The sequence below is a fragment of the Streptomyces sp. NPDC003042 genome (assembly GCF_053591315.1).
The window spans coordinates 45,407-66,863 of sequence record NZ_JBSFTP010000017.1 but is presented as its reverse complement, the minus strand read 5'-3'; the positions used below and the strand labels follow the sequence as shown (position 1 = coordinate 66,863).

Below are 21,457 nucleotides of genomic sequence, written 5' to 3'. Positions count from 1 at the left end.
GTGAAGAAACGATCTCACCTGCGGCTTTGGCGTGTTCGGGTCGGGTGTGCCGGCTATGGGGTCGCGAAGTCCGGGCCGTACTGCGTCCGCGCCGCCGTCTTGATCGCGGCCATCTCGGTGGGAAAGTTGGCCCGGGTGGGGCCCATCACGTGCTTGTAGTCGTACGTGGCGGTGAACGAGAACGGCTTGACCACGAACGCGGGCGTGGCCGCGTCGCTAGGGTGACCCGCCTTCCACGGGACGGAGGAGAAGTTGCGTCGCTTGAGGAAGCACGTGTTGTTGATGCCCAGCGTCGAGTCCACCCACCGGTTCTTGATCTTCGCGAAGGCCGCCCCGGTCTCCGTCGCCGATTGGGCGTCGAGCGAGACGAGTAGCGCGGCCGCCTGACGCTCGGCCTCGGCGACGAACGGTCCGCCGGCGGTGATCGCCCGTTCCGCGACCACGGTGCCGAGGTAGTTGGAACACAGGTCCTCGGGGGAGAACGAGGAGATGTGCTGGTTGGCGGGCTTGAAGCCGCAGGCGCCGGCGCCGTCGGGGTACGTGGCGATCTCGTGCGCCAGAGAGTCGTCGAAAGCGATCGACCGGGCCACCTCCAGCCACTCCGTGCGGGGAACCGCGCTCGTCAGAGTGGCCTCGCCCTCGCCGGTATTGATCTTCGTACCGTTGGCGCCTCCCGTCTTGTGGATCTCCTGGTAGGCGAAGGCCGTGACATCGCAGGTGTCCCAGAGGTGGCCGAAGTCGACGAATCCGGCCTTGCCCGTGTAGACGATGTTCGGGAGGTTGTCACTGTGCCTGCCGACGCCACCGGTACCGATGAGGAAGAACGGGGTGAGCGCGCAGCACGGCCGTCGCACCGGCTTTGCCGCGGCCAGTACGGGGCTGGGCGGGGCAGGCGGCACGAACGGAGGCGGGGGCGGCGGAGGGGGCGGCGGGGGTGGTGGCGGCGGGGGCGGGGCGAGGCCGGCGTCCAGCTTGGCCCACGTCTTCGGTCCGATCCTGCCGTCGTGTTCCTTCGGCTGCCCCGGGAAGGCCTGTTGCTGGAAGGCCACCACCACGGCGAAGGTCTTCGAGCCGAAAACGCAGTCGTCGACCAGCGGCGCGCCCGCGAGGCCGGGCTGGCCGGCGGCCAGTTCGTCGGCGTGGATGACATTGAGACGGCGCTGCGCTGAACGTACCGCCGAGTGTACGGAGTTGCGTACGAGGAGAGCCGGTCGGGCGGACGGTGGCACCGGAACGTCCGGGCACGGCCCGATCGCCTCCGCGTATCCGGGGCTCCCGGACTCGTACTCGTACTCGTACACGTCCGAGTCCGGGACCGAGGTCCACAGCTCGCGCAGGCCACCGGGTCGAATCATGTCCGCCTCGCTCTCCGCCGCTTCCGTACCGATCCACCTGGCCAGCTCCGCCACCACCTCCGCGGTCGGGCGCGGCCGGCCGCAGGCCGCGCGCCAGGCCGCGCCGACCCGGTAGGAGGCCAGTACGCCGGACTGCAGCGCCCCCTCCATGTAGCCGTAGAATCCCGGCGAGGCCTGCTCGCCGGCAAAGAACAACCGCCCCTGGAACGAACCGCTCAGGTTCTTCGCCACGGTGGTGACCTGGCCCTTGGCCGGCACGGAGTAGCCGGTGCGGATGAAGGGCTCGTTCGGCCAGTCGATCAGCGCCGACTTCTTCACGTTGGCCGCGAAGCGGGGATAGATCTCGCCCATCCGTGTCGCGTAGCGCGGGGCGTCCAGGACGATCGACCCGCCCGAATAGACGGTCAGGTCGAAGCCCTTCGGCGGGCTCGTCTGCTTGTCGGTGCCCTCCCACACGCTGCCGAGCCTGTCCCAGAGCGCGCTGGGCGCCAGATGGTCCGGGGTCCAGATGTCCTGGTCGAAGGCGCTGAGGTACTTGACCGCCGGGCCGTGCTGCATGGTGAAGTCGGCGGGGTCGAAGGGCGTGCGCCCGGCGACCGGCGGCCACACGGTGGGCGGCGCGGCCAGGATGGCGAAGTCGAAGTCGGCGGTTCCGCTCGCTCCGGCGGAGCGGTAGGTCAGCCGTGCGCCCTCGTCGTGCACCTCGATGCCGGTGACCTCGGTATTGAGCCGGATGTCCTTCAGGGAAGCCGCGAGCCTGTCGGCGAGCTGGTCGTTGCCACCCTCGCAGCGGTCGGTCTCGGTGTGGGTCCAATAGGCCAGCATGTTGCCGCCCATCGAGTGCGCCTTCACCGCGGTGAGGAAGCCCAGGTAGCTCTGTTTGTCCACTGGGACGCATTGGTCGTTCTCGGTGACGAACTCGAACAGGCTGCGGGCGATCGAGGAGGCCGGGCCGAACATCTTCGAGTCGTTGAGCCGGTCGGCGAGTGTCATGGTGTCCAGCTTGGCGGCGCCTGTACTGGTCCACGGCCGGAGGGCGTTGACCGCCTTCGCCTCCGCGCCGATCCTGCGCATCACCTCATCGAGCTTCACCCCCGCCTTCTTCTGCTGCGCCTCGGTCAGGTCGGTGCTGCCCAGCCGCAACCGCACCTTCAGGTTCTTGGGATAGTCGGTCTTCTGGGTGACCGGGGTCAGCTTCAATTTGAAAGTGCGGGCGAGGGTGATCCATGTCGGGTGATTCGCGCCGATCAGCTCAGCGCCCGCCTCGACGACCTTGCCGGGTACGAGCGAGCGGTCCGTTCGCACCCGCCCGCCGAGCCGGCCGGCGGCCTCGAAGACCGTCACCCGGGTGCCACCGCTGGCCAGCGACCAGGCGGCCATCAGGCCGGCGAAGCCGCCGCCGATCACTGCCACCCGCAGATTGCCCATCGCGCACGCGTCCTTGTCCGGGCGGGGCGGTGGCGGTGGTGGTGGGGGCGGGGTGTCCCGGACGTCGAGCAGCGCCCACGTCTTGCGGCCGATCCGTCCGTCGTGCTCGTCCGGATCGCCGGGGAACACCCGCCGCTGGAACTCGACTACGGCGGCGTAGGTCTTGGAGCCGAAGACGCAGTCCACGGTCAGCGGCGCGTTCGGCAGCCCCCGGCGGCCGGCGACGAGAGCCTGGGCGTGGACGAGGTTCAACCGGCGCTGCGCGTCGCCCACGGCGAGGTGGCGGGAGCCGGTCTTGAGAACCGCCGGACGGTCGACCGGCCGGACCGGCGTGCCACAGTCGGTCATCACGGGCGGACCGGCCAGCGCCTCGGTCACCGGCTGGGCCTCGGTCACCGGTTGGCGATCGGACATCGGCCGGCTGCCGGCGGCCGGTTCGGGGGGCCGGACCAGGGCGACCGCGCGGTCCGCGCGCAGGTAGCCGCTGCCGAGCCGGCGCGGGTCCGTACCCGGCATCGGCGGGTCACAGCTGGCCAGCAGTGCCCGGTGTGTCTCCTCGATGGCCAGGGGCCGTCCGGCCGCCTCGAACATCAGCGCCACCGTGCCGGCCACCGCGGGGGCCGCCATGCTGGTGCCGGACATCCGCACGTAGGCCGGGCCGCCGCCGCCGTCTCCGCCGGGGTGCGACCGCGCTCCCAGCACCATCACCCCCGGGGCCACCAGGTCGGGCTTCTGCCGTCCGTCCCGGGTCGGGCCGCAGGAGGAGAACCGGCCCGGCGGCCGGTCCGTACGGTGCGCGTCGTACGCCCCGACGGCGATGGTGCGCAAGCCGTTGGCGATCGTGCCGAGCGTGGTGGCGGTGTCCACATCGGCGTCGGCGAAGTGAGCCTGGCAATGCCGGCACGCGGTGTCCCGCTCGATCCAGGCGTGTACCCGGCCGTCCACCACATCGTCCGCGTGCAGAGTGACGTCCCAGCCGTCCACCGCGCGGTCCGCCTCGAGGTAGAGGGAGACCTGGTTGTCGCCGTTGTTGGGGTCGCAGGCCCGGTGGTAGATCCGGCCCACGTCACGTCCGTCGAGGCTGATCACTCCCCGGTGGCCGAGCGGCACCACGGTCCGGTGCGCGCCTCCGGCGGTGGCCACCTCGACGGTCAGCCGGTCGCGGCCGGGGTACCAGAGGTCGACCTCTTGCGGGGTGGAGTCGGCCGGGTCCACTTCGACCCGGAAGGAACGCGTCTCTCCGGGGCGCAGCAGCCAGGAGGCGTGGGCCCGCCGCTGGAAGTAGTTGCCGCAGCTCTGGACGACGGCACGGCCCGGCGCCACGCTCACCAGGTGGTCCAGGGCCTGTTCGAGCAGCAGCCGACCGGTGTGCTCGCCTGCGTGCCGGCCCAGACTGAGGTTGATCACGCAGGGCCGTGAGCCGGCCGTTTCGAAGATCATGGCGCAGGCGTCCAGCAGGTCACCCGAGCTGCCCAGGGGCACCATCGGCCCGCCGGACTGCCTGTTCAGGCTGACCGCGACGATGTCGGCCTCGGGCGCCATGCCGGGTGGACCGCCGGCCAGGCCGTTGCCGGCGGCGATGCCCAAGGTGTGCGTGCCATGGGCCCCCAGGCCGGCATCGAAGTCGGCCGGGTGGTATCCGAGCGCCCCGTACGGGTCGGGTTCCGCGAGCGCGGCGTCGATGTGGGCGGCGGTGAACAACCGCCCCGCCCCGGACGGTGGCGCCGCACGCTGGTCCCACAGGGCCAGGAGCCGGGTCCGTCCGTCCGGATGCCGGAAGTCCGGATGAGCGAAGTCGAAGCCCCAGTCGACGATTCCGATCACGACGCCCCGGCCGGTCTCGCCGAGCTCCGGCCGTGTGTGGCCGTTCAGCGACGGGGACTCCGTGCCGGCGCCGACCGGGGGCGGTTCGACATCCGGGGTGTACAGCCTGGGAGCCTTGACACTCAGCGTCGCGGGGTCGGCCCACAGGTCGGCGATGTCCCGGCGCCGCACCCGCACGGTGGCGATGTCGCCGAAAGTGTTGACGACCCGCACCGTCGCCGGCGGCCGGTGCGGGTCCCGCAGCCGCAGGATGACGCTGACCTCGTCGCCGGGGTCGCCGTGGCGGGCCAACTCGTACAGCGCCGGATCCATCTGGGACTGCTCCGATCACTCCGTGGTGGCGAAGGCCGTGCTCGCGCCGCCCGGTTCGGACAGGGCGTCGACGATCTGATCGAGCCTGCTGAGCAGCTCCGTCTGCCGCTTGTTCGCGGCGGCTTCGGTCTCCAGCGTGGCGACCACCCTGAGCAGCCGCTCCAGTTTCTGGTTCAGGTCGACCGAGCCGGGCGCTGCCGTGGCCACGTACACGGTGACGACAGAGCCCGCGGGCACGATCGAGCCGGGAGGCGGTACGACGCCGAAGACGACGTCCGCATCGCCGTCGGTGACGACCTCACGCAGCTGCGGAACCAGCCCGAGGCCCTTGAGCCTCTTCTCGGCCTTCGCCTTCGAGCGGCCCAGCAGATTGTGGGGGATGCCCACCTGCCCGGCGGCCTGCCCGTTGGCGGGTGTGACGCCGGGGCCCGAGCCGAATGTCAGCGTAGCCATCTGCGCCTCACTTCTTGGTCAGCATCGACAGCAGGACCAGGTTCATGATCATGTCGCCGCCACCGAGGCCGCCCTTGCCTGGCTCACCGCTGCTCATGCCCGGCATGAGCAGCATGAACGGCAGGAGACCGCCCATCGGGCTCTGCGACTGGGTGACCACCTTGGTCGGCTTGCCGTCCACCGTGGCCTCTACGCTCTCCTGCGTGAGCATTGGCATCAGCAGGCTGAGCATCTTGGTCTGCTGGAGGTCTGCCCGGATCGCGTCGGAGCTCTTCTTGCGTTCGTCGGCCTCCTTGCGGACGCTTGCGGCTAGCCTGCTCTGGCCGGTGGTGAGCGAGGTGGTCCGGGATTCCAGGGACTTGACCGCGCTGCCGAGCGTCTCGATCTTGCCGTCCAGATTGCGGACGGTGGACTGCAGCTGGGTCTGGCTGGCCGGCGTCGGCGTAGGTCTCGGAGCGAAGCTGCTGCGCCGGGTCGGTGTGCGCACCAGTCGGCGCGCGGGCCTGCTCTCTTCGTATTCGTCGTACTCGATGCCGTCGAGCAGCTCTTCGAGTTCGTCGTACCCGCTCATTGCTGTGTCCTTTCGCGCTGGGACGGTGGTCCGGTGGTGACGGTGGGGGCAACCCGCCGGTTCAGGCGGGCGAACAGGACAACGGCCGGGCGAACCAGCCTGTTGAAGAGGTCGGGTTCGGGTGCGGTGAAGCCGGGCGCGCCACGACCGCGGCACCAACGGCAGGCGCCGTCCGCGCCGAAGCATGCGGGGCACGCGCCGAGCGCGGCGGCCAGATCGTCGAGCAGGCCGTACGCCGCGTCCAGCTCCGTCGTCAGCTCGTCCACACGGCGCATGGCCTCCTCGTCGCGCTCATGACGTTCGGAGAGGCGGCGTGCCTCCTCCGCCTCCCGCTGCTCGGCCTCTTCGGCCGCGGCCAGTTCGCGCTGCAGCTGCGCCTCGCGTTGGCTCAGCAGCTGGGCGAGCTGTGGGGTGGCGCCGGTGAGGCCGGCGAGGTCGGCCAGGCCGTCCGACGCCGGCGCATCACCGGCAAGTCGGCGCTGCAGCATCTCAAGCACGTGCAGGCTGGTCACCGGGCATGCAGAAGGTCGTGGAACCGGTCGGCGAATTCCTCGGAGTCTGCCAGGCCGTCGTCGAATTCGGCATACCCGGCGTATTCGGTGAACTCTTCGAATCCTTCGACCTCTTCGGATTCGCCGAACCCTTCATACCCGTCGTCAGCACGCCGTTGCTCGTGCTTTCCGGATGCTCCATGGCCGCATCCGCACCTGCCGGACTCCTCGTATGACTCGGATGCAGCGGTCTCCTGCTCCGCGCGGACCAGGAGACCGAGCAGCCTGCCTGCCTGGTCCTCGCCCGCCGGCGACTCATCGGAGTCCGCGCCGGTCGCCCACTCCGCCTCGGCCTCTCTCGCCAGCGTGCCGAGCAGGCCGGCAAAGGCGTTGGCGGGCACCGGGACCCTTTGGCGGCCCACGGGGATCGAGGCGTTTCGACCGCCACTCAGGGCGGCCAGCGCCCGCGCCATCTCGGGGCGTCCCAGCAATGCCATGAGGGTGCCCGTGGCCGGGCCGCCCTTGCCGCCGGCCAACCCGCCGGCCAAGCCCAGCAGGCCCGACGTCAGCGCGCCCCGCCCGGTCAGTGCGCCGGCGGCATTGAGAGCACCACTCAGCAGGCCGCCGATGCCGCGCACATCGCGGCCGCCGTACTTCTTCAGTGCCGACCCGGTGGCGCCGAGCACCGCCCCGCCCAGTGCGCCGAACGGGCCCAGCGCACTCCCGGTGAGGGCCCCTTGGAGAAGGCCAGGGCCGACGGCTGAGGCGACCCTGCCCACCTGTTTGGCCGCCTTGCTGAGCGTCCTGCCCAGTCCCTTGAAGAACTCTTCGTACTCCGCAGGGGTGACGCTTTCGCCGAACGCCTCCGCGAAGGCCTCTTCGAGTTCCCTGTCGGAGAGCCCCGCGTAGCGGGGGTCGAGTACCTCGCGCAGATGCGGGTAATAGGTACCTGCATAGGATTCCGCCATCCGGACCTCCGTTCGCACCGACCTACAGGGCCGGGCCGCGTGGTCAGAGGAACACGGTGACCGGCGGATTCGGGCCCGACACGCACCTGTGTCATGTGCATCAGGCAACTGCCGCGCGAGCGTCGACCGTCCGGAGTAGAGCCGCAGGCGAGGGTGTTTCCCGCCTGCGGCTCGCGTGCTCGGGGGGAGTGTCCGGCGTCGGGGGCAGTGGCTAGAAGTTCTCCGTCTCGTCGGCCAAGTGGCGCAGTACGTCGGTCAGGTCCTCACGGCGGGCGAAGGCCGACCGCTGGCGGGCGGCGCCCGAGCCGTCGCGCAGGAGGCCGGCCATGGTCTTGGCCGCGTGGTCGAGGTCGCCGGAGGCGGCCAGTTCCGGGGCGATCAGGTCCAGCAGGGCCTCCGCGAGATCGGCCGCCGGAAGTTCGGCGCCCGTGTACGGGTCGAGACCGAACCCCTCCAGGCCGTCGTGGGCCGCCCGCCAGCGCGCGAGGCGCAGTACGTCGTCCCGTACGGGCGGATCCGGCCGCTCCTCCGCGATCTCGCGCAGAGCCGTGGCCACCAGCGCGCGGGCCAGCTCGGCCTGGAGGATGGAGGTGTCGATGTCCGGGGACATGTCGAGCCCCCGGAATTCGACCGTCGGCCAGTGCCCGGAGGGACGCAGGTCCCAGTAGACCATCTTGATGTCCAGCGCCGCCCCGGAGCCGAGCAGGGTCTGCACCGAGCGCCGGAAGTGCGCCGTGGACGTGAAGTGCGGGGGCAGGCCCGCCGAGGGCCAGCCCGACCAGGCCATCGCCCGCCAGCTGGCGTGGCCGGTGTCCCGGCCGCCCCAGAAGGGGGAGTTGGCGGCCAGCGCGGTCAGCGTCGGCAGCCAGGGACGGACCCGGTTGGACACCGCCACCGCCGTGTCCACGTCGAGGGTGCCGACGTGGACGTGCCGGCCGCAGCTGACCAGGGTGTCGGTCAGCGAACCGAAACGGCGGTGCTGCTCGCGCTGGCGCGGTTCGTCGTCGGTCAGATGCAGCGGCCCCTCCACGGCCACCACCGGCGAGGGCGCGGCCAGCAGCCGGCAGCCGTGGTCCCGGGCGGCCCGGCCGAGCGTGCGCCGCAGGGCGGCGAGCTCCTCGCGCAGCGAAGCCGCCGAGTGGGCGACCGGGGTGGAGAGCTCCACCTGATAGCGGGTGGCCTCCTGGTGCAGCTCGCCCAGCAGCCCGCCGGCGGTGGCGAGCACGAGCGGGGCGGCCGGGGCCACCTTGAAGGTGCGGGCGTCGACGAGCAGGAACTCTTCCTCGACGCCGACGGTGAGGGGATCGATGGAGGGGTCGGGGGAACGCACCGTGTTCTGCGTGGCGCCGGTGCTCGTGGTGCTGTTGCCAGGTTCGATCACTACGCCTCCCTGGACATACGAGTCTTTTCATCATGAGCCGAACACGAGGCGGGGAGCGCCTGCCGATTCAGTCAAATGTCAGGTGACAGTGGCGAGTTACCGGCAAGCGGTGGCCGGGTGCGGGGCTGAGGTCCCGGGCGGGGCGCGAGGTACGCGTGGGGGGAGCGGCCGAAAACACAGCGGGGCGCGGACCGGCCGCCGGTTACCATCCGCTGTGACCCGGACAGAGACGCCCACCCGCCCCAAGCGGCGCGTATTCGCCGACCTCACCCCGCTGCGCGCCTCCCCGGACTATCGCCGGCTGTGGATCGGCGGCACCATTTCCTGGGTCGGCCAGGCCATGACCGCCCTCGCGATCTCGCTCCAGGTCTACGACATCACCGGGTCCAGCTTCTCCGTCGGCCTGGTCGGGCTCTTCTCGCTCGTGCCCCTGGTCGCCTTCGGGCTCTACGGCGGCGCCATCGCCGACACCGTCGACCGGCGCAAGCTCGGCCTGTGGAGCGCCACCGGGCTCGCCGTGCTGTCCATCGGCCTGGCCGGCGCCGCGCTGCTCGACTACCACCGGGTCTGGCTCCTGTACACGGTCGTCGCGCTGCAGGCCGTCTGCGGGGCGCTGAACGGGCCGGCCCGATCGGCCATGATCCCGCGGCTGCTGCCGCCCGAGCAGCTGCCCGCGGCGAACGCGCTGAACTCCGTCACCATGACCTCCGGAATGATGGCGGGCCCGGTGCTCGGCGGCCTCATCGTCGGCTGGTGGGGGTACCAGGCGGCGTACCTCATCGACGCGGTGACCTTCGCCGCCGCCCTGTACGCGATGTGGCGGCTGCCGTCGATGCTGCCGGAGGGCAAGCGGGGACGGGCCTCGGTGCTCGACGGACTGCGCTTCCTCGGGACCCGGCCCAACATCCGGATGACCTTCTTCTCCGACCTGGCCGCCATGGTGCTGGCCCACCCCAGGGCGCTGTTCCCGGCGATCGCCGTGCTCTGGTACGGCGGCGACGCGAAGACGGTCGGCCTGCTGGTGGCCGCGCCCGCCGTGGGGGCGCTGCTGGGCGGACTGTTCTCCGGCTGGCAGGGGCGGATCCGGCGGCACGGGCTGGCGATCCTGCTCTCCGTCGCCGCCTGGGGGCTGGCGATCGCCGTCTTCGGGCTCACCCGGAACCTGTGGCTCGGGCTGTTCTGCCTGGCCCTGGCCGGCTGCTCCGACACCATCTCGATGGTGTTCCGCACCACCATGCTCCAGGCCGCGACCCCGGACGGCATGCGGGGCCGGCTCCAGGGCGTCTTCATCGTGGTCGTCGCGGGCGGGCCCCGGCTCGGTGACTTCCTCGCCGGGACCGTCGCCGACCTCACCTCCCCGGCCGTCGCCATCACGGGCGGCGGGCTCGGGTGCGTGCTGGTGGTGGGCCTGCTCGCCGCGCGGTGGCGCGACTTCGCCCGCTACGACGCCCGGTCTCCCAAAGCCTGATCCACTGCCCGGTGAACCTTGCCGGTCACAGCCCTTAGGCGTCCACCGGCTGCCGGGTGCGGGCGCCGGGACGGTCACCCGTGTTCGGGGTGCCGGCCGGCTCGAACAGCAGGATCGACACCTCCTCGGCCGCCTCCGGGAGGTGCTCGACCCCGCGCGGGACGACGTACATCTGGCCCGGGTTCAGGACGACGTCCCCGTCACGGAGGCGGATCGTGAGGGTGCCGCTCACGACGAGGAACAGCTCGTCGGTGTCCGGGTGGGTGTGCCACACGAACTCGCCCCGGAGCTTGGCCGCCTTGACCTCGTAGTCGTTGACGCGGGCGATGCGGTGCGGGGCCCAGTGTTCGGTGATGCCGGCCAGCTTCTCGGCGATGTCGATCTTCTGCGTCGTCGTCATGGAGACAGGCTGCCCGGCGGGTGGGGGCCGGTCTTGTACGTTGCTGACATGGCCGCCATCCGTCCGCCCAGCACCGTCTTTGCCTGGCAGCCGCAGGTCGAGGGCATCGCCGAGGTCTTCCACGCCCGCTTCACCGACCACGCGTACCCGGCCCACGTCCACGACACCTGGGCCCTGATGGTCCTGGACGGCGGACAGGTGGACTTCGGCCTGGACGGGGAACGCCACGGCGTCGGGGTGTCGGAGTCGGTGATCCTGCTCCCGCCCGGGGTGGTCCACGACGGGCGGACGGTGACCGAGGCGGGCTTCCGCAAGCGGGTGCTGTACCTGGAGACCTCGGTGCTGCCGGAGCGGCTCGCCGGAGCCGCCGTCGACGCCCCGCTGCTGCGCGACCCGGCGCTGCGGGAGCGGGTGGACGGGGTGCACCTCGCGCTGGGCGAACCCGACCCCTTCGAGGCGCAGTCGCGGCTGGCCTTCGTGGGCGAGCGGCTGCGGTGGTGGCTGGCCGGGCGGGAGCGGGCGCCGGACCGTCCCCCGGGCGCGGGGGTCGCCGTACGGCTGCGCGAGCTGCTGGACGCGCGGGTGGCCGAGGGGATCACCCTGGCGCAGGCCTCGGCGGCGCTGGACGGCGTACACCCCACGCAGCTGATCCGCGCCTTCCGCCAGGCCTACGGGCTGCCCCCGCACGCGTACCTGACGGGGCGGCGGGTGGCGCGGGCGCGGGAGCTGCTGCTGGCGGGGCTGCCGCCGGCCGAGGCGGCGACGGCTGCCGGGTTCTACGACCAGGCGCATCTGGCACGGCACTTCGGGCGGCACGTGGGGATCAGTCCGGGGAGGTTCGCCCGGTCCGGGCGGGTGTGAAGGGGAGTTGGCTTCCGTTCTCCTTCGATGCGGCACAGGATAGTCGGCAGTCTCCGGAGGACCGCGCCGACTCGGCCCACCTGTCCGGGTCCCGGCGCGCCGCCTTTCCTGGTCAGGGTCCGACCACGCCCCGGGCCACGCCGAGGGCGACCAGGTCCTGGGGGCGGATGCGCAGCTGGTCCGCCGTCGCGGGAGCCTGCGACGGGGGGCGCTTGAGGATCGCGGCCGCCAGTTCCGGGGCGATCACCGAGAAGTAGCTGTCCGGGGTGACCCAGGTGTTCCCGGGCGCGGCCAGCGCGAGGGCGCCGCCCGAGCCGCCCTCGCCGATCAGCAGGGTCGTCACCGGGACGGTGGCCGCCGCGACCGCCGCGAAGGTGTCGGCGATGGCCGCGCCGGCCCCGGCGTGCTCGGCGGCGGCGTCGTTGGCCGCGCCGGGGGTGTCGACCAGGGTGAGCACCGGGATCCCGAGCCGGTCCGCGAGGCGGATCACGCGGGCGGCCGTACGGTAGCCCGCCGGGCGGGTGGCGGTGCCGCACTGGGCGGCGTACGCCACCGGCCGGCCCTTCCGGAGCCCGAATCCGCACAGCATCCCGGGGTCGGTGCCGCCGGCCCGGTCCCCGGAGAGCGGCAGGCGCAGGGTGAAGTACGCGTCCAGGTACGCCTCGGCGCGCGGCCGGTCCGGATGCCGGGCCTGCTGGACGGCGTCCCAGCCGGTGGCCGGTGGTGCTACGGCCGCCAGCGCGGCCGGGGGCTCGACGGGGCCGGCGGCCGGGGGCGCGGTCAGCAGGCGCAGCCAGTCGGCCAGTACGCCCGCAAGCTCCGGGGCCGGTACGACGGCGTCGACGTGACCGGCGGCGTACTGACCCTCGGCGGTGTAGGCCGCCGGATCGGCGTCGGCGGGCCGCACCCGCGACCCGGCGAAGCCGACCTGCGCCCCGGGGAGCGCGAGGACGACGTCCGCCCCCGCCCCCAGGGTCGCCCAGCCGCCGCCGGTCGTGGGGTCGCGCAGGACCGCGATCTGCGGAAGCCCGGCCGCCCGGGTCAGGACGCACTGGCGGGCGACGCGCTGGAGCTGGGTCAGCGCGAGCATTCCCTCCTGCATGCGGGAGCCGCCGGTGGCGATGAGGGAGACGAGGGGCAGGCGGTGCTCGCGAGCGTGGCTGTACGCGGCTTCGAGCCGGTCTCCGGTGTGCTCGCCGAGGGAACCGCCGAGGAAGCCGAACTCGAAGGAGATGACGGTGGCTTCGCGGCCGCCGATCAGGGCGGTCCCGGTGACGACGGACTCCTGCTCGCCGGTATGGGCGGTGGCGCGGGCGCGGGTGGCGTCGTAGCCGGACCAGGCGAGGGGGCCGTCGTCCGGGGACTCCCTCGGGGGAACGGGAAGTTCGGTGAAACCGGTGGGGGCGGTGAGGGCGGCGATGGCGGCGCGGGCCGAGAGGCGGGTCGTCACGGTGTCACCCTAGGGGGTGGGGTGCGGGGGCCGCGGGGGGTGTGCCGCGTGGTGCCGCTGCGCGGGGCCTTCTCCCCGCCCCGCCCTTCCTCCGCTCGCCGGGCTCTGCCCGGACCCGCGCCTAAACTCCCCCAGCTACCGCTGGGAGGGACCCCCGGGCGGGGCTGAGTGGTGCGGCAGGGCGGTAGCGGCTCGGGTAGGGCTACCGGGACTAATCGCAGTGCATCGGGCTTTAGCCCGGTGGTGAAGCGATTCTGAGAAGTGCTCTAACCCGCAGGTCAGAGCGGGCGGTTCTGCTGCTCGATGTACTGGCGGACGATCGACAGCGAAGCTCCGCCCACCGACCCGGCGAAGTACGAGCCGGACCATAGACGCTGTGCCCGCCTAGTAATGCCGGACCAGTTCCGGGTATTCCTGTCGCAGCCTGCGCGAGGACAGGCCCTTGAGGCTGTTGACCAGCTTGGACAGGGCCACCTTCGGCGGGAAGTTCACCAGCAGATGCACGTGGTTGTTCTCGCCGTTGAACTCCACCAGCTCGCACTCGAAGTCCTCGCATACGGCGCGCATGATCTCTTCCATGCGCGTCAGGTGCGCGTCCTTGAAGACCTTGTGCCGGTACTTCGTCACGAAAACCAAGTGGGCATGGAGGACGAAAGCGCAGTGCCTGCCAGTACGGATGTTCTGATACTCAGCCATAAACCAACACGGTACGGTGCTGATCATGCAGCTCAGGTACAGCTTCCGCCTGTACCCGAACGGTCCCCAGCGTTCCGCGCTGGCAAGGGCGTTCGGGTGCTCACGGGTGGTCTATAACGATGCGCTTCGCGCTCGTGAGACCGCCCGTGCGGAGGGTGCGCCGTTCCCGAAGACCGGGGACCTGTCGAAACGGCTGATCACCGACGCGAAGAAAACCGACGAGCGTGGTTGGCTCGGCGAGGTATCGGCCGTGGTGCTGCAACAGTCCCTGCGGGATCTGGATACCGCGTACCGGAACTTCTTCGATGGGCTCAAGGGCAAGCGACCGCGCATGGGCGCACCCCGGTTCAAGAGCCGCAAGGACAACCGGCAGGCCGTCAGGTTCACCGCGAACGCCCGGTGGAAGATCACCACGGGCGGGGACCTGTCGTTGCCGAAGATCGGCGACGTGCGGGTCAAGTGGTCCCGTAGCCTTCCCTCCGTGCCGTCCACAGTCACCGTGGTCAAGGACGCCGCCGGTAGGTATTTCGCGAGCTTCGTCGTGGAGACAGATCCTGGCGAGGCCCTGCCCGAGACGGATGCTCAGGTCGGCATAGACCTTGGCCTGTCCCACTTCGCGATCCTCTCGGACGGCACGAAGATCGACGCCCCGCGCTTCCTGCGCCGCGCCGAGAAGAAACTCAAGAAGGAACAGCGACGCCTGTCCCGCAAGACCAAGGGCAGCAACAACAGGACGAAGGCCCGCATCAAGGTCGCCCGCGCTCACGCACGGGTGGCCGACGCACGGCGCGAGTTCCACCACCAGCTCTCAACGAAGATCATTCGCGATAACCAAGCGATTGCGGTTGAGGACCTGGCGGTCAAGGGACTCGCCCGTACGCGTATGGCCAAGTCCGTCCACGACGCCGGATGGTCGGCGTTCGTGTCGATGTTGGAGTACAAGGCCGTCAAGCACGGGCGCACCCTGATCAAGATCGGCCGGTTCGAGCCGACCAGTCAGGTGTGTTCGGCCTGCGGCGTCAAGGACGGCCCCAAGCCCCTGAACGTCCGGGAGTGGACGTGCGGGGCCTGTGGGACCGTCCTTGACCGGGACATCAACGCGGCGGTCAACGTCGCCAAGGCCGCCGGACTGGCGGTTACAGCCTGTCGAGCGCAGGTAAGACCGGTACTCGTACCGGCGCAGCGCGAAGAAGCAGGAACCCACCGAGACGGTCAGCCGACCGTGGTAGGAATCCCCGGGCTTTAGCCCGGGGAGCGGAAGTCAAAGCGCTGATTCCCACGTCACCGTCGTGCCCCGGGTGCCCGATGGCGTGCGGCCGTCGTCCGCCACCGAGAGGTGGACCCGTACCGGGGTGGCGTCGACCCGGACCTCGATCGAGGTGACGCCGCTCCGCCGGTGGGCCGCCGCCAGCGCACCGCGCAGCGCCGCCAGCAGGTCGCCCGCCACCGGGTCCGGGAGGAGCGCGTCCACCGCGCCCGTGAAGTGCACCGACGGCTGGAAGCCGAGCAGCACCCCCGCCCCGCCCGTCTCGCGCAGCACCCGCCCCCGGAAGGTCGTCGGGGCGTCCGTCGGCGGCTGCTGGAGGGCGAAGATGGCCGTCCGTACCTCCTGGATGGTCGCGTCCAACTCATCGACCGCCCGGCTGAGTTCCTCGCCGACCGTGTCCCCGGACGGCGCGTTCGACGAGCGCCGACGGGTGCTCTCCAGCATCATCTCCGTCGCGAACAGCCGCTGCACCACCAGGTCGTGCAGGTCCCGCGCGATCCGGTCGCGGTCCTCGTAGACGGCGAGCTGTTCCCGGTCGTGCTGCGCGTCCGCCAGGACGAGGGCCAGCGCGGCCTGTGAGGCGAACTGCGAGGCCAGCAGCCGGTCCACCGCGTCGTACGCGGGCCCGCCCCGGGCCCGGGGCAGGGCGAGGGTGCCGATCAGCCGGCCGCCGCTCTGGAGCGGAAGCATCATGCTGGGCCCGAACCGCTCCCGGACGGCCGTGGTCATCCGGGGATCGGTCGCCGAGTCATCCATGAAGACCGGTTCGCCGCCCAGGAGTTGTTCCAGGACCGGCGAACCGGGGGCGATGGCGGTGCCCACGAGGTCGCCCGGGTCCCCGTGCGTGGAGGCGGCGACGATCTCCATGCCGCCCTCCGGGGTCGGCTGGAGCACCACCCCGGCCGCCGCGTCCGCGAGCACCCGGGCCCGTTCGGCCACGCACATCAGGGCGTCCGCCGCCGGCCGGCCCGCCAGCAGGGTGGTGGTCACGGCGGCCGCGCCCTCGATCCAGCGCTCCCGGCGGCGCGCGGTGTCGTACAGCCGGGCGTTGCCGATCGCGATGCCGGCCTGCGCGGCCAGGACCCGCAGCAGCGCGAGGTCCTCCTCCGTGAAGGAGCCGCCGCCGCGCTTCTCGGTGAGGTAGAGGTTGCCGAACACCTCGGTGTGCACCCGGATCGCCGCGCCCAGGAAGGTGCGCATGGGAGGGTGGCCGGGCGGGAAGCCCGCCGAGCGGGGCTCCTTCGCCAGGTCGTCCAGCATCAGCGGCCCGGGGTCGTTGATCAGCGCGCCGAGCAGGCCGGTCCGGCCGTCGGGCAGCCGGGGGACGGCGGCCCGTTCGGCCTCGCTCATGCCGGTCGTGAACAGCTGGGTCAGCCGGGAGCGCTCGGGGTCGATGACCCCGAGCGCTCCGTACCGCGCCGCGCACAGCTCGGCGGCGGAGTCCACGATGTGCTGGAGGGCGGACCGCAGCTCCAGTGCGGAGCCGACGCCGAGGACCGCGTCCAGCAGGAGGGGCAGGCTCGACGGTTCACCGGCCCGCTCGGCCTCGGGATCCCGGGGATCCCGCGCCTCCCGCGTCATTCGGTCAGCGGGTTGAGAACCATGGGGGCGATCTTCCCTTCCAGCATCGCCCCGAGACCCAGCACGGCGCACACGTCGGGCCGTTCCGCGATGGCCACCGGCATTCCCGTCGCGTCCCGCAGCATCTGGTCCAGGCCCGGCAGCAGGGCGCTGCCGCCCACCATCATGATCCCCCGGTCCGTCAGGTCCGCGACCAGGTCCGGCGGGCAGTCGCGCAGCACCTTGCCGATGCCGTCGAGCACGGCGGTCAGCGGGGTGTGGATGGCGTCCCGTACGGCCGCGGTGTCCACGTGGACGGATCGGGCGAGTCCGGTGGCCACGTCGCGGCCGTGGATCAGGGTGGAGGCCGGCCCGTCGGCGGTGATGCCGTTGCCGTGGAGGGCCACTTGGAGCGGCCGTACGGCCTGGCTGGGCAGCATCAGCTCGTGTGCGTGCCGCAGGTGCTGGACCACGGCGTGGTCGATGGCCTCGCCGCCGACCGGGATCCGCTGGGCGGTGACGATCGAGCCGAGGGAGAGGACCGCGACCTGGGTGGCGGCCGCACCGCACACCATGATCATCGTCGCGGTCGGCTGCTCCACGGGCAGGCCGCAGCCGACGGCTGCCGCGATCAGGGTGTCGACCAGTTCGACGCGCCGGGCGCCGAGCCCTACGAGGGTCTCGACGGTCGCCCTCTGGGCCAGGGGGTCGGCGTCGTGCGGGGTGCAGGCGGCGGCCCGCAGGCGGGGCTTGCGGCGCAGGGCGCGCCGCAGCTTCTCGCCGAGCAGGTGACGCAGCATCCGCTGGGCCATCTCGATGTCGACGACGGTACCGCCGGAGACGGGGCGGACGACGCGGATGTAGTCGGGCGTACGGCCGGTCATCCGTTCGGCGAAGGTGCCGACGGCGATGAGGGCGCCGGTCCGCGTGTTCACCGCGGCGACGCTGGGCTCGTCGACGACCAGGCCGGCGCCCTTGACGTACACACGGGTCCTGGCGGCTCCCAGGTCGACGGCGACGTGGCAGCGACGCAACTGCTCAAGACTGACGGTCACGGCAGATCCTCCCGAGAGCGCTGGCGCAAGAAGACCGGCCGCTGCCGGTCACATTTCATATCTTCTCGGGTCAATGGGGTACATCGCCTGTTGGGATGCTCCGGCCGGGGTGTGCCGGATGCGCCCAGAGGTGCTGCACGAGGGTGGATTTCTGTACCGACAGGCAGCAGGATGCGCGCACTGTCCGCGCTACTGGCGCGTAACAAGGTAAAGGGGACCCGGTGCTGACGCCCCGACAGAGACTGCCGCTCCTCCTGTCCGCCCTCCTGGCCCTCCTGTCCCCCGTCCCTGCCCATGCGGCCGACCGGGTGCACGCCACCACGTCCGACCGGGCGGCTCCGCGCACTCCGGTGGTCTTCGTGCACGGCTACAACGCCGATCCGGGCGTCTGGGGATCACTGCGCGAGGACCTGCGGGCCGACGGGTACACCGACTCCGAGCTCTTCTCCTGGGGTTACGACACCCATCTGTCCGTCAACGAGGTCCTCTCCGGCCGGCTCGCCGCCTACGTCGACGACGTCCGCCGGCAGACCGGCGCCGCCCGCGTCGACGTCGTGTCGCACTCCTTCGGCTCGCTCGTCAGCCGCTGGTACGTGAAGTCCGGCGGCGGAACCGGAACCGTGGACCACTGGGTCTCGCTGGCCGGCCCCAACCACGGCACGTCCACCGCCTGGGCCTGCGCCCTGTGGGACCAGGCGTGCCGGGACATGACCCCGGGGTCGTACGTGGTGAAGAACCTGGCCTCCGGCGACGAGACCCCCGGCACGGTGAAGTACGCCACCTTCTGGTCGGAGTGCGACGAGGTCGTCAACCCGGACGCCAGCGTCCCGCTCACCGGGGCGGCCAACACGCCGGTCGGCTGCCTGAAGCACAACGACCTGCTGGGAGACGACGCCACCTCGGCCGGCGTCCGCGCCTTCCTGGCCTCTTAGGCATTCGCCTCTCAGGCCGCCGCCACCCGCTGGAGAAGCCCGTATGTGAACTCCGCCACATGCGGCCGCCCCGACGCCGTGAACGCCAGGCGCCACCGCGTCGGGGCGGTGCCCTCCATCGGTCGCACCGGCGCGAAGGCCCGCGCCACCTCGTCCACCGTCGCCGACCAGGGCCGCAGGTCCGCGGCCGTCTCCAGTACGGGTCCCCGCGCGCCCGGCGCCCGCACCAGCCACTCGTTCCACACCGCCCCGTCCGGGGCGGCCAGCACCTCGAAGCGCAGGTCCGGCCAGAGCGGCACCGGCCACAGCAGCGCCTCGCACTCCAGGTCCCCGATGCGGCGCCGCTCCACGGACTCCGGCGGACCGAGGACCGAGCGGTAGCGGGCCAGGGCCCCACGGGACCGGGGCGACCGAACCATCGCCTGCCAGCGTCTGTTGGCCTCCCGCTGCTCCGCGAGCGTCGCGCCGAGCCGAAGCCGGGCCTGCTCGGCGAGGTCCGGCTGGAAGTCCGCCATCCTGCGCAGCAGCACCAGTTGGAAGGCGGACGGCCCGAAGGCTCCCGGGATCACTGTCATGGAAGGAACGATTCCACACAGGATCCTTACGTTCTCGGAATACGGATGTTGCCGGGGAGCGGTTAGCCTGCGGGCGCCATGAACTACTGTCACGCATGTCTGAGGCACCTCAACGGCGCACTGGCGTGCGCCGGGTGCGGAACTCCGGCCGAGTACCTCATACCCGTCGAGCCCGGGGCGGCTGTGCCCCCGGCGACCGCCGCGGTGCCCGGTGCCGCGCCGCCGACCGCGCTGGCCGACGTGTTCGCCGATTCCCTCGTGGTGCTGTCCGGGCCGAACGAGGGGCGGGTCGGCTCCCGCCGCCGCGCCACGAGCCGTAAACGCGGCCGGACCGTGCTCACCATCGGCCTCGGGCTGGTCCTCGCCACCGGCGGGTCGATAGCGGTGGCCCGGATCGTGAACGACGACGGCGTCGACCGGGCCGACAAGGTCGTGCTGACGGACGACGGCCCGAAGGACCCAGGTCCACTGCCCAGCCTGGACGGTGCGCCCGCCGCGCCCTCGGCCCTGCCGTCCCGCAAGTCCTCGGGAGGGGGCGGGAAGGGCACCGCGGCCTCGTCGAAGTCGGCCTCCCCCAGCGCCTCGGCGTCCGGGTCCGCGCAGCCGAGCGAGAGCGCGTCGGGGTCCGCGAGTACGGGGCCGTCGCCGAGCGGCTCCATGAGCGGGTCGCCCGCAGCGCCCCCGGCGTCGGGGCAGCCCACGCCGGGTACCTCCGGGACGGCGAAGCCGCCGGCTCCGGCCCCACAGCCGACTCCCACGCAGACCAAGCCGGCGCCGAAGCCGACGCCGACCTGCGCGTGGTGGAACATCTTGTGCTGACCCCTCGCCGGATCAGCCGGGCGTCCGTCAGGCCAGCATCCGCCTGAGCAGGTCCCGCAGCGCCGTGCGCTCGTCCGCCGAGAGGCCGGCCAGCGGCTCCCGCGCGAAGTCCAGCGACTCGCGCAGCCGGTCCGCGGTCTGGAGCCCCTCCTCCGTGGGAGCGGCGAGTTTCACCCGGCGGTCCGCCGGGTCCGGGCGGCGTTCGACCAGGCCGCGGCTCTCCAGCCGGTCGATGATGCCCGTCACGTTGGACGGCTCGCAGCGCAGCTTCTTCGCGAGGCGGCGCATCGGCAACGGCTCCAGCGTCAGCATCGTCAGCACCTTCGCCTGCGCGCCCGTGAGCTGGTGGCGGGCGGCCGCGTCCTCGTACTCCATGTGATAGCGGGCCACGACGTCGCCGATGAGTTCGACGACCTCAAGGGTCACTGGGTCCACGCGACGACTGGGCATGGAACCAGCGTACCCATTTACTTGACAACATGAAATATGCAGGCGCATGGTTGTTTCACCTAGTGAAGCTTTTCTTCTCATCCGGGAGCGCCGCATGTCTCAGATCCCCGCCGTCAGCCGCGAGTGGCACCTCGTCCGCCGCCCGCAGGGCTGGCCCGTAGCCGAGGACTTCGCCCTGCGTGAGGTGCCCGTCTCCGCCGAGCCGGCGCCGGGCCGGATCCTGGTGCGCAACCTCCACATGTCCGTGGACCCGTACATGCGCGGCCGGATGAACGACGCGAAGTCCTACATCCCGCCCTTCCAGCTCGACGAGCCGATGCAGGGCGGCGCCGTCGGCGAGGTCGTCGCCTCCGCCGCCGAGGGCTTCGCGGTGGGCGACCACGTCCTGCACCACCTCGGGTGGCGCGAGTACGCGGACCTCGATGTGACGTACGCCACCAAGGTCGACGCCGCGCTCGCCCCGCTCTCCGCCTACCTCGGCGTCCTCGGCATGCCGGGCCTGACCGCCTACGCCGGACTCTTCGAGGTCGCCTCCTTCAAGGAGGGCGACTCCGTCTTCGTCTCGGGCGCCGCCGGCGCCGTCGGCAGCCTCGTCGGCCAGTTCGCGAAGATCAAGGGCGCGTCCCGGGTCATCGGCTCGGCCGGCTCGGACGAAAAGGTGACGCTCCTCACGGAGAAGTACGCCTTCGACGCCGCCTTCAACTACAAGAACGGCCCCGTCCACAAGCAGCTGGCCGAGGCCGCCCCCGAGGGCATCGACGTCTACTTCGACAACGTCGGCGGCGACCACCTGGAGGCCGCCATCTCCTCCCTGAAGGTGCACGGCCGGGCCACCCTGTGCGGCGCGATCGCCGGATACAACGACACCGAGGCCGCCCCCGGTCCGCGCAACCTCATGATGGTGATCGGCAAGCGGCTGCGCCTCCAGGGCATCCTGGTCGGCGACCACGCCGGACTCCAGTCGCAGTTCGTCCAGGACGTGGCCGGCTGGCTGCGCTCCGGCGAGCTGCGCTACGACGAAACGGTCGTCGAGGGCGTCGAGAACGCGACCGAGGCCTTCCTCGGAATGCTGCGCGGCGAGAACACCGGAAAGATGATCGTTTCTTTCACCGGTTAGGCTCACTCCACACCGTCGTGATCG

Annotated in this window: 18 protein-coding genes and 1 pseudogene; 6 read left to right on the top strand and 13 right to left on the bottom strand. The window is 71.7% G+C overall.

What is annotated here, in order from left to right; genetic code table 11:
- Window positions 1-53: 53 nt before the first annotated feature.
- From ACWDYJ_RS12505 to ACWDYJ_RS12480, 6 genes are all read right to left on the bottom strand, one after another.
- Window positions 54-4,919 carry an FAD-dependent oxidoreductase gene (locus tag ACWDYJ_RS12505; RefSeq protein WP_451565481.1) on the bottom strand — a complete coding sequence of 1,622 codons (4,866 nt, stop codon included), beginning with the start codon at window positions 4,917-4,919 and terminating at the stop codon, window positions 54-56.
- A gap of 15 nt (window positions 4,920-4,934) precedes the next feature.
- Window positions 4,935-5,372, bottom strand: a complete 438-nt coding sequence (locus ACWDYJ_RS12500) for a PASTA domain-containing protein (protein ID WP_451565480.1) — start codon at window positions 5,370-5,372, stop codon at window positions 4,935-4,937.
- A gap of 7 nt (window positions 5,373-5,379) precedes the next feature.
- Complete coding sequence (locus tag ACWDYJ_RS12495; RefSeq protein WP_451565479.1) at window positions 5,380-5,943, bottom strand: hypothetical protein; 564 nt, start codon at window positions 5,941-5,943, stop codon at window positions 5,380-5,382.
- Complete coding sequence (locus ACWDYJ_RS12490) at window positions 5,940-6,455, bottom strand: hypothetical protein (protein WP_451565478.1); 516 nt, start codon at window positions 6,453-6,455, stop codon at window positions 5,940-5,942. Before ACWDYJ_RS12490 ends, ACWDYJ_RS12495 begins: the two co-directional genes overlap by 4 nt.
- Entirely contained in the window at window positions 6,452-7,402 is a 951-nt protein-coding gene (locus ACWDYJ_RS12485) for a hypothetical protein (protein WP_451565477.1), read from the bottom strand. Before ACWDYJ_RS12485 ends, ACWDYJ_RS12490 begins: the two co-directional genes overlap by 4 nt.
- Window positions 7,403-7,613: 211 nt before the next feature.
- A complete protein-coding gene (locus tag ACWDYJ_RS12480; protein ID WP_451565476.1) occupies window positions 7,614-8,783 on the bottom strand; it encodes a carboxylate-amine ligase in 1,170 nt (389 codons plus the stop codon).
- A 214-nt stretch (window positions 8,784-8,997) separates the two neighbouring features.
- Here ACWDYJ_RS12480 and ACWDYJ_RS12475 point away from each other — a divergent pair, with 214 nt between their 5' ends.
- Window positions 8,998-10,251 (top strand): MFS transporter, encoded by a 1,254-nt coding sequence (locus ACWDYJ_RS12475; RefSeq protein ID WP_451565475.1) that lies wholly within the window; start codon window positions 8,998-9,000, stop codon window positions 10,249-10,251.
- A gap of 34 nt (window positions 10,252-10,285) precedes the next feature.
- On the opposite strand, the gene ACWDYJ_RS12470 is transcribed toward ACWDYJ_RS12475, so the two are convergent.
- Window positions 10,286-10,651: a cupin domain-containing protein gene (locus tag ACWDYJ_RS12470; RefSeq protein WP_451565474.1), complete on the bottom strand. Its 366-nt coding sequence runs from the start codon at window positions 10,649-10,651 to the stop codon at window positions 10,286-10,288.
- 48 nt (window positions 10,652-10,699) lie between these two features.
- On the opposite strand from ACWDYJ_RS12470, the gene ACWDYJ_RS12465 reads away from it, so the two are divergent.
- Window positions 10,700-11,512: an AraC family transcriptional regulator gene (locus ACWDYJ_RS12465; RefSeq protein WP_451565473.1), complete on the top strand. Its 813-nt coding sequence runs from the start codon at window positions 10,700-10,702 to the stop codon at window positions 11,510-11,512.
- Window positions 11,513-11,624: 112 nt separating this feature from the next.
- Here the strand turns inward: ACWDYJ_RS12465 and ACWDYJ_RS12460 are convergent, their stop codons facing one another.
- On the bottom strand, window positions 11,625-12,962 hold the full coding sequence (locus ACWDYJ_RS12460; protein ID WP_451565472.1) for a carboxyl transferase domain-containing protein: 1,338 nt from the start codon (window positions 12,960-12,962) through the stop codon (window positions 11,625-11,627).
- A gap of 278 nt (window positions 12,963-13,240) precedes the next feature.
- Window positions 13,241-13,658, bottom strand: a pseudogene (gene tnpA / locus ACWDYJ_RS12455) (IS200/IS605 family transposase).
- 25 nt (window positions 13,659-13,683) lie between these two features.
- On the opposite strand from tnpA, the gene ACWDYJ_RS12450 reads away from it, so the two are divergent.
- The gene (locus tag ACWDYJ_RS12450; RefSeq protein WP_451565471.1) at window positions 13,684-14,904 is read left to right on the top strand and encodes an RNA-guided endonuclease InsQ/TnpB family protein; all 1,221 of its coding nucleotides are present in this window, start codon (window positions 13,684-13,686) and stop codon (window positions 14,902-14,904) included.
- Between the two features lie 15 nt (window positions 14,905-14,919).
- On the opposite strand, the gene ACWDYJ_RS12445 is transcribed toward ACWDYJ_RS12450, so the two are convergent.
- Window positions 14,920-16,506, bottom strand: a complete 1,587-nt coding sequence (locus ACWDYJ_RS12445; RefSeq protein WP_451565470.1) for a GAF domain-containing protein — start codon at window positions 16,504-16,506, stop codon at window positions 14,920-14,922.
- Entirely contained in the window at window positions 16,503-17,540 is a 1,038-nt protein-coding gene (locus ACWDYJ_RS12440) for a rod shape-determining protein (RefSeq protein WP_451565469.1), read from the bottom strand. The genes ACWDYJ_RS12445 and ACWDYJ_RS12440 overlap by 4 nt, the downstream gene beginning before the upstream one ends.
- A gap of 221 nt (window positions 17,541-17,761) precedes the next feature.
- On the opposite strand from ACWDYJ_RS12440, the gene ACWDYJ_RS12435 reads away from it, so the two are divergent.
- Complete coding sequence (locus ACWDYJ_RS12435) at window positions 17,762-18,472, top strand: esterase/lipase family protein (protein WP_451565468.1); 711 nt, start codon at window positions 17,762-17,764, stop codon at window positions 18,470-18,472.
- Between the two features lie 11 nt (window positions 18,473-18,483).
- Here the strand turns inward: ACWDYJ_RS12435 and ACWDYJ_RS12430 are convergent, their stop codons facing one another.
- Window positions 18,484-19,047, bottom strand: coding sequence for a hypothetical protein (locus ACWDYJ_RS12430; RefSeq protein ID WP_451565467.1), 564 nt, complete (start codon window positions 19,045-19,047; stop codon window positions 18,484-18,486).
- A 78-nt stretch (window positions 19,048-19,125) separates the two neighbouring features.
- On the opposite strand from ACWDYJ_RS12430, the gene ACWDYJ_RS12425 reads away from it, so the two are divergent.
- Window positions 19,126-19,866 carry an SCO2400 family protein gene (locus tag ACWDYJ_RS12425; RefSeq protein WP_451565466.1) on the top strand — a complete coding sequence of 247 codons (741 nt, stop codon included), beginning with the start codon at window positions 19,126-19,128 and terminating at the stop codon, window positions 19,864-19,866.
- Between the two features lie 27 nt (window positions 19,867-19,893).
- Here the strand turns inward: ACWDYJ_RS12425 and ACWDYJ_RS12420 are convergent, their stop codons facing one another.
- Entirely contained in the window at window positions 19,894-20,316 is a 423-nt protein-coding gene (locus ACWDYJ_RS12420; protein ID WP_451565465.1) for a MarR family winged helix-turn-helix transcriptional regulator, read from the bottom strand.
- Window positions 20,317-20,410: 94 nt separating this feature from the next.
- Here ACWDYJ_RS12420 and ACWDYJ_RS12415 point away from each other — a divergent pair, with 94 nt between their 5' ends.
- Complete coding sequence (locus ACWDYJ_RS12415; RefSeq protein WP_451565464.1) at window positions 20,411-21,433, top strand: NADP-dependent oxidoreductase; 1,023 nt, start codon at window positions 20,411-20,413, stop codon at window positions 21,431-21,433.
- Window positions 21,434-21,457: the final 24 nt, after the last annotated feature.

What these genes read in the sequence shown, in the direction of transcription:
- ACWDYJ_RS12505 (WP_451565481.1), bottom strand. Translation starts at nt 4,919, where the DNA reads ATGGATCCGGCGCTGTACGAGTTGGCCCGCCACGGCGACCCCGGCGAC.
- ACWDYJ_RS12485 (WP_451565477.1), bottom strand. Translation starts at nt 7,402, where the DNA reads ATGGCGGAATCCTATGCAGGTACCTATTACCCGCATCTGCGCGAGGTA.
- ACWDYJ_RS12500 (WP_451565480.1), bottom strand. Translation starts at nt 5,372, where the DNA reads ATGGCTACGCTGACATTCGGCTCGGGCCCCGGCGTCACACCCGCCAAC.
- ACWDYJ_RS12425 (WP_451565466.1), top strand. Translation starts at nt 19,126, where the DNA reads ATGAACTACTGTCACGCATGTCTGAGGCACCTCAACGGCGCACTGGCG.
- ACWDYJ_RS12465 (WP_451565473.1), top strand. Translation starts at nt 10,700, where the DNA reads ATGGCCGCCATCCGTCCGCCCAGCACCGTCTTTGCCTGGCAGCCGCAG.
- ACWDYJ_RS12415 (WP_451565464.1), top strand. Translation starts at nt 20,411, where the DNA reads ATGTCTCAGATCCCCGCCGTCAGCCGCGAGTGGCACCTCGTCCGCCGC.
- ACWDYJ_RS12445 (WP_451565470.1), bottom strand. Translation starts at nt 16,506, where the DNA reads ATGACGCGGGAGGCGCGGGATCCCCGGGATCCCGAGGCCGAGCGGGCC.
- ACWDYJ_RS12495 (WP_451565479.1), bottom strand. Translation starts at nt 5,943, where the DNA reads ATGAGCGGGTACGACGAACTCGAAGAGCTGCTCGACGGCATCGAGTAC.
- ACWDYJ_RS12450 (WP_451565471.1), top strand. Translation starts at nt 13,684, where the DNA reads ATGCAGCTCAGGTACAGCTTCCGCCTGTACCCGAACGGTCCCCAGCGT.
- ACWDYJ_RS12420 (WP_451565465.1), bottom strand. Translation starts at nt 20,316, where the DNA reads ATGCCCAGTCGTCGCGTGGACCCAGTGACCCTTGAGGTCGTCGAACTC.
- ACWDYJ_RS12430 (WP_451565467.1), bottom strand. Translation starts at nt 19,047, where the DNA reads ATGACAGTGATCCCGGGAGCCTTCGGGCCGTCCGCCTTCCAACTGGTG.
- ACWDYJ_RS12470 (WP_451565474.1), bottom strand. Translation starts at nt 10,651, where the DNA reads ATGACGACGACGCAGAAGATCGACATCGCCGAGAAGCTGGCCGGCATC.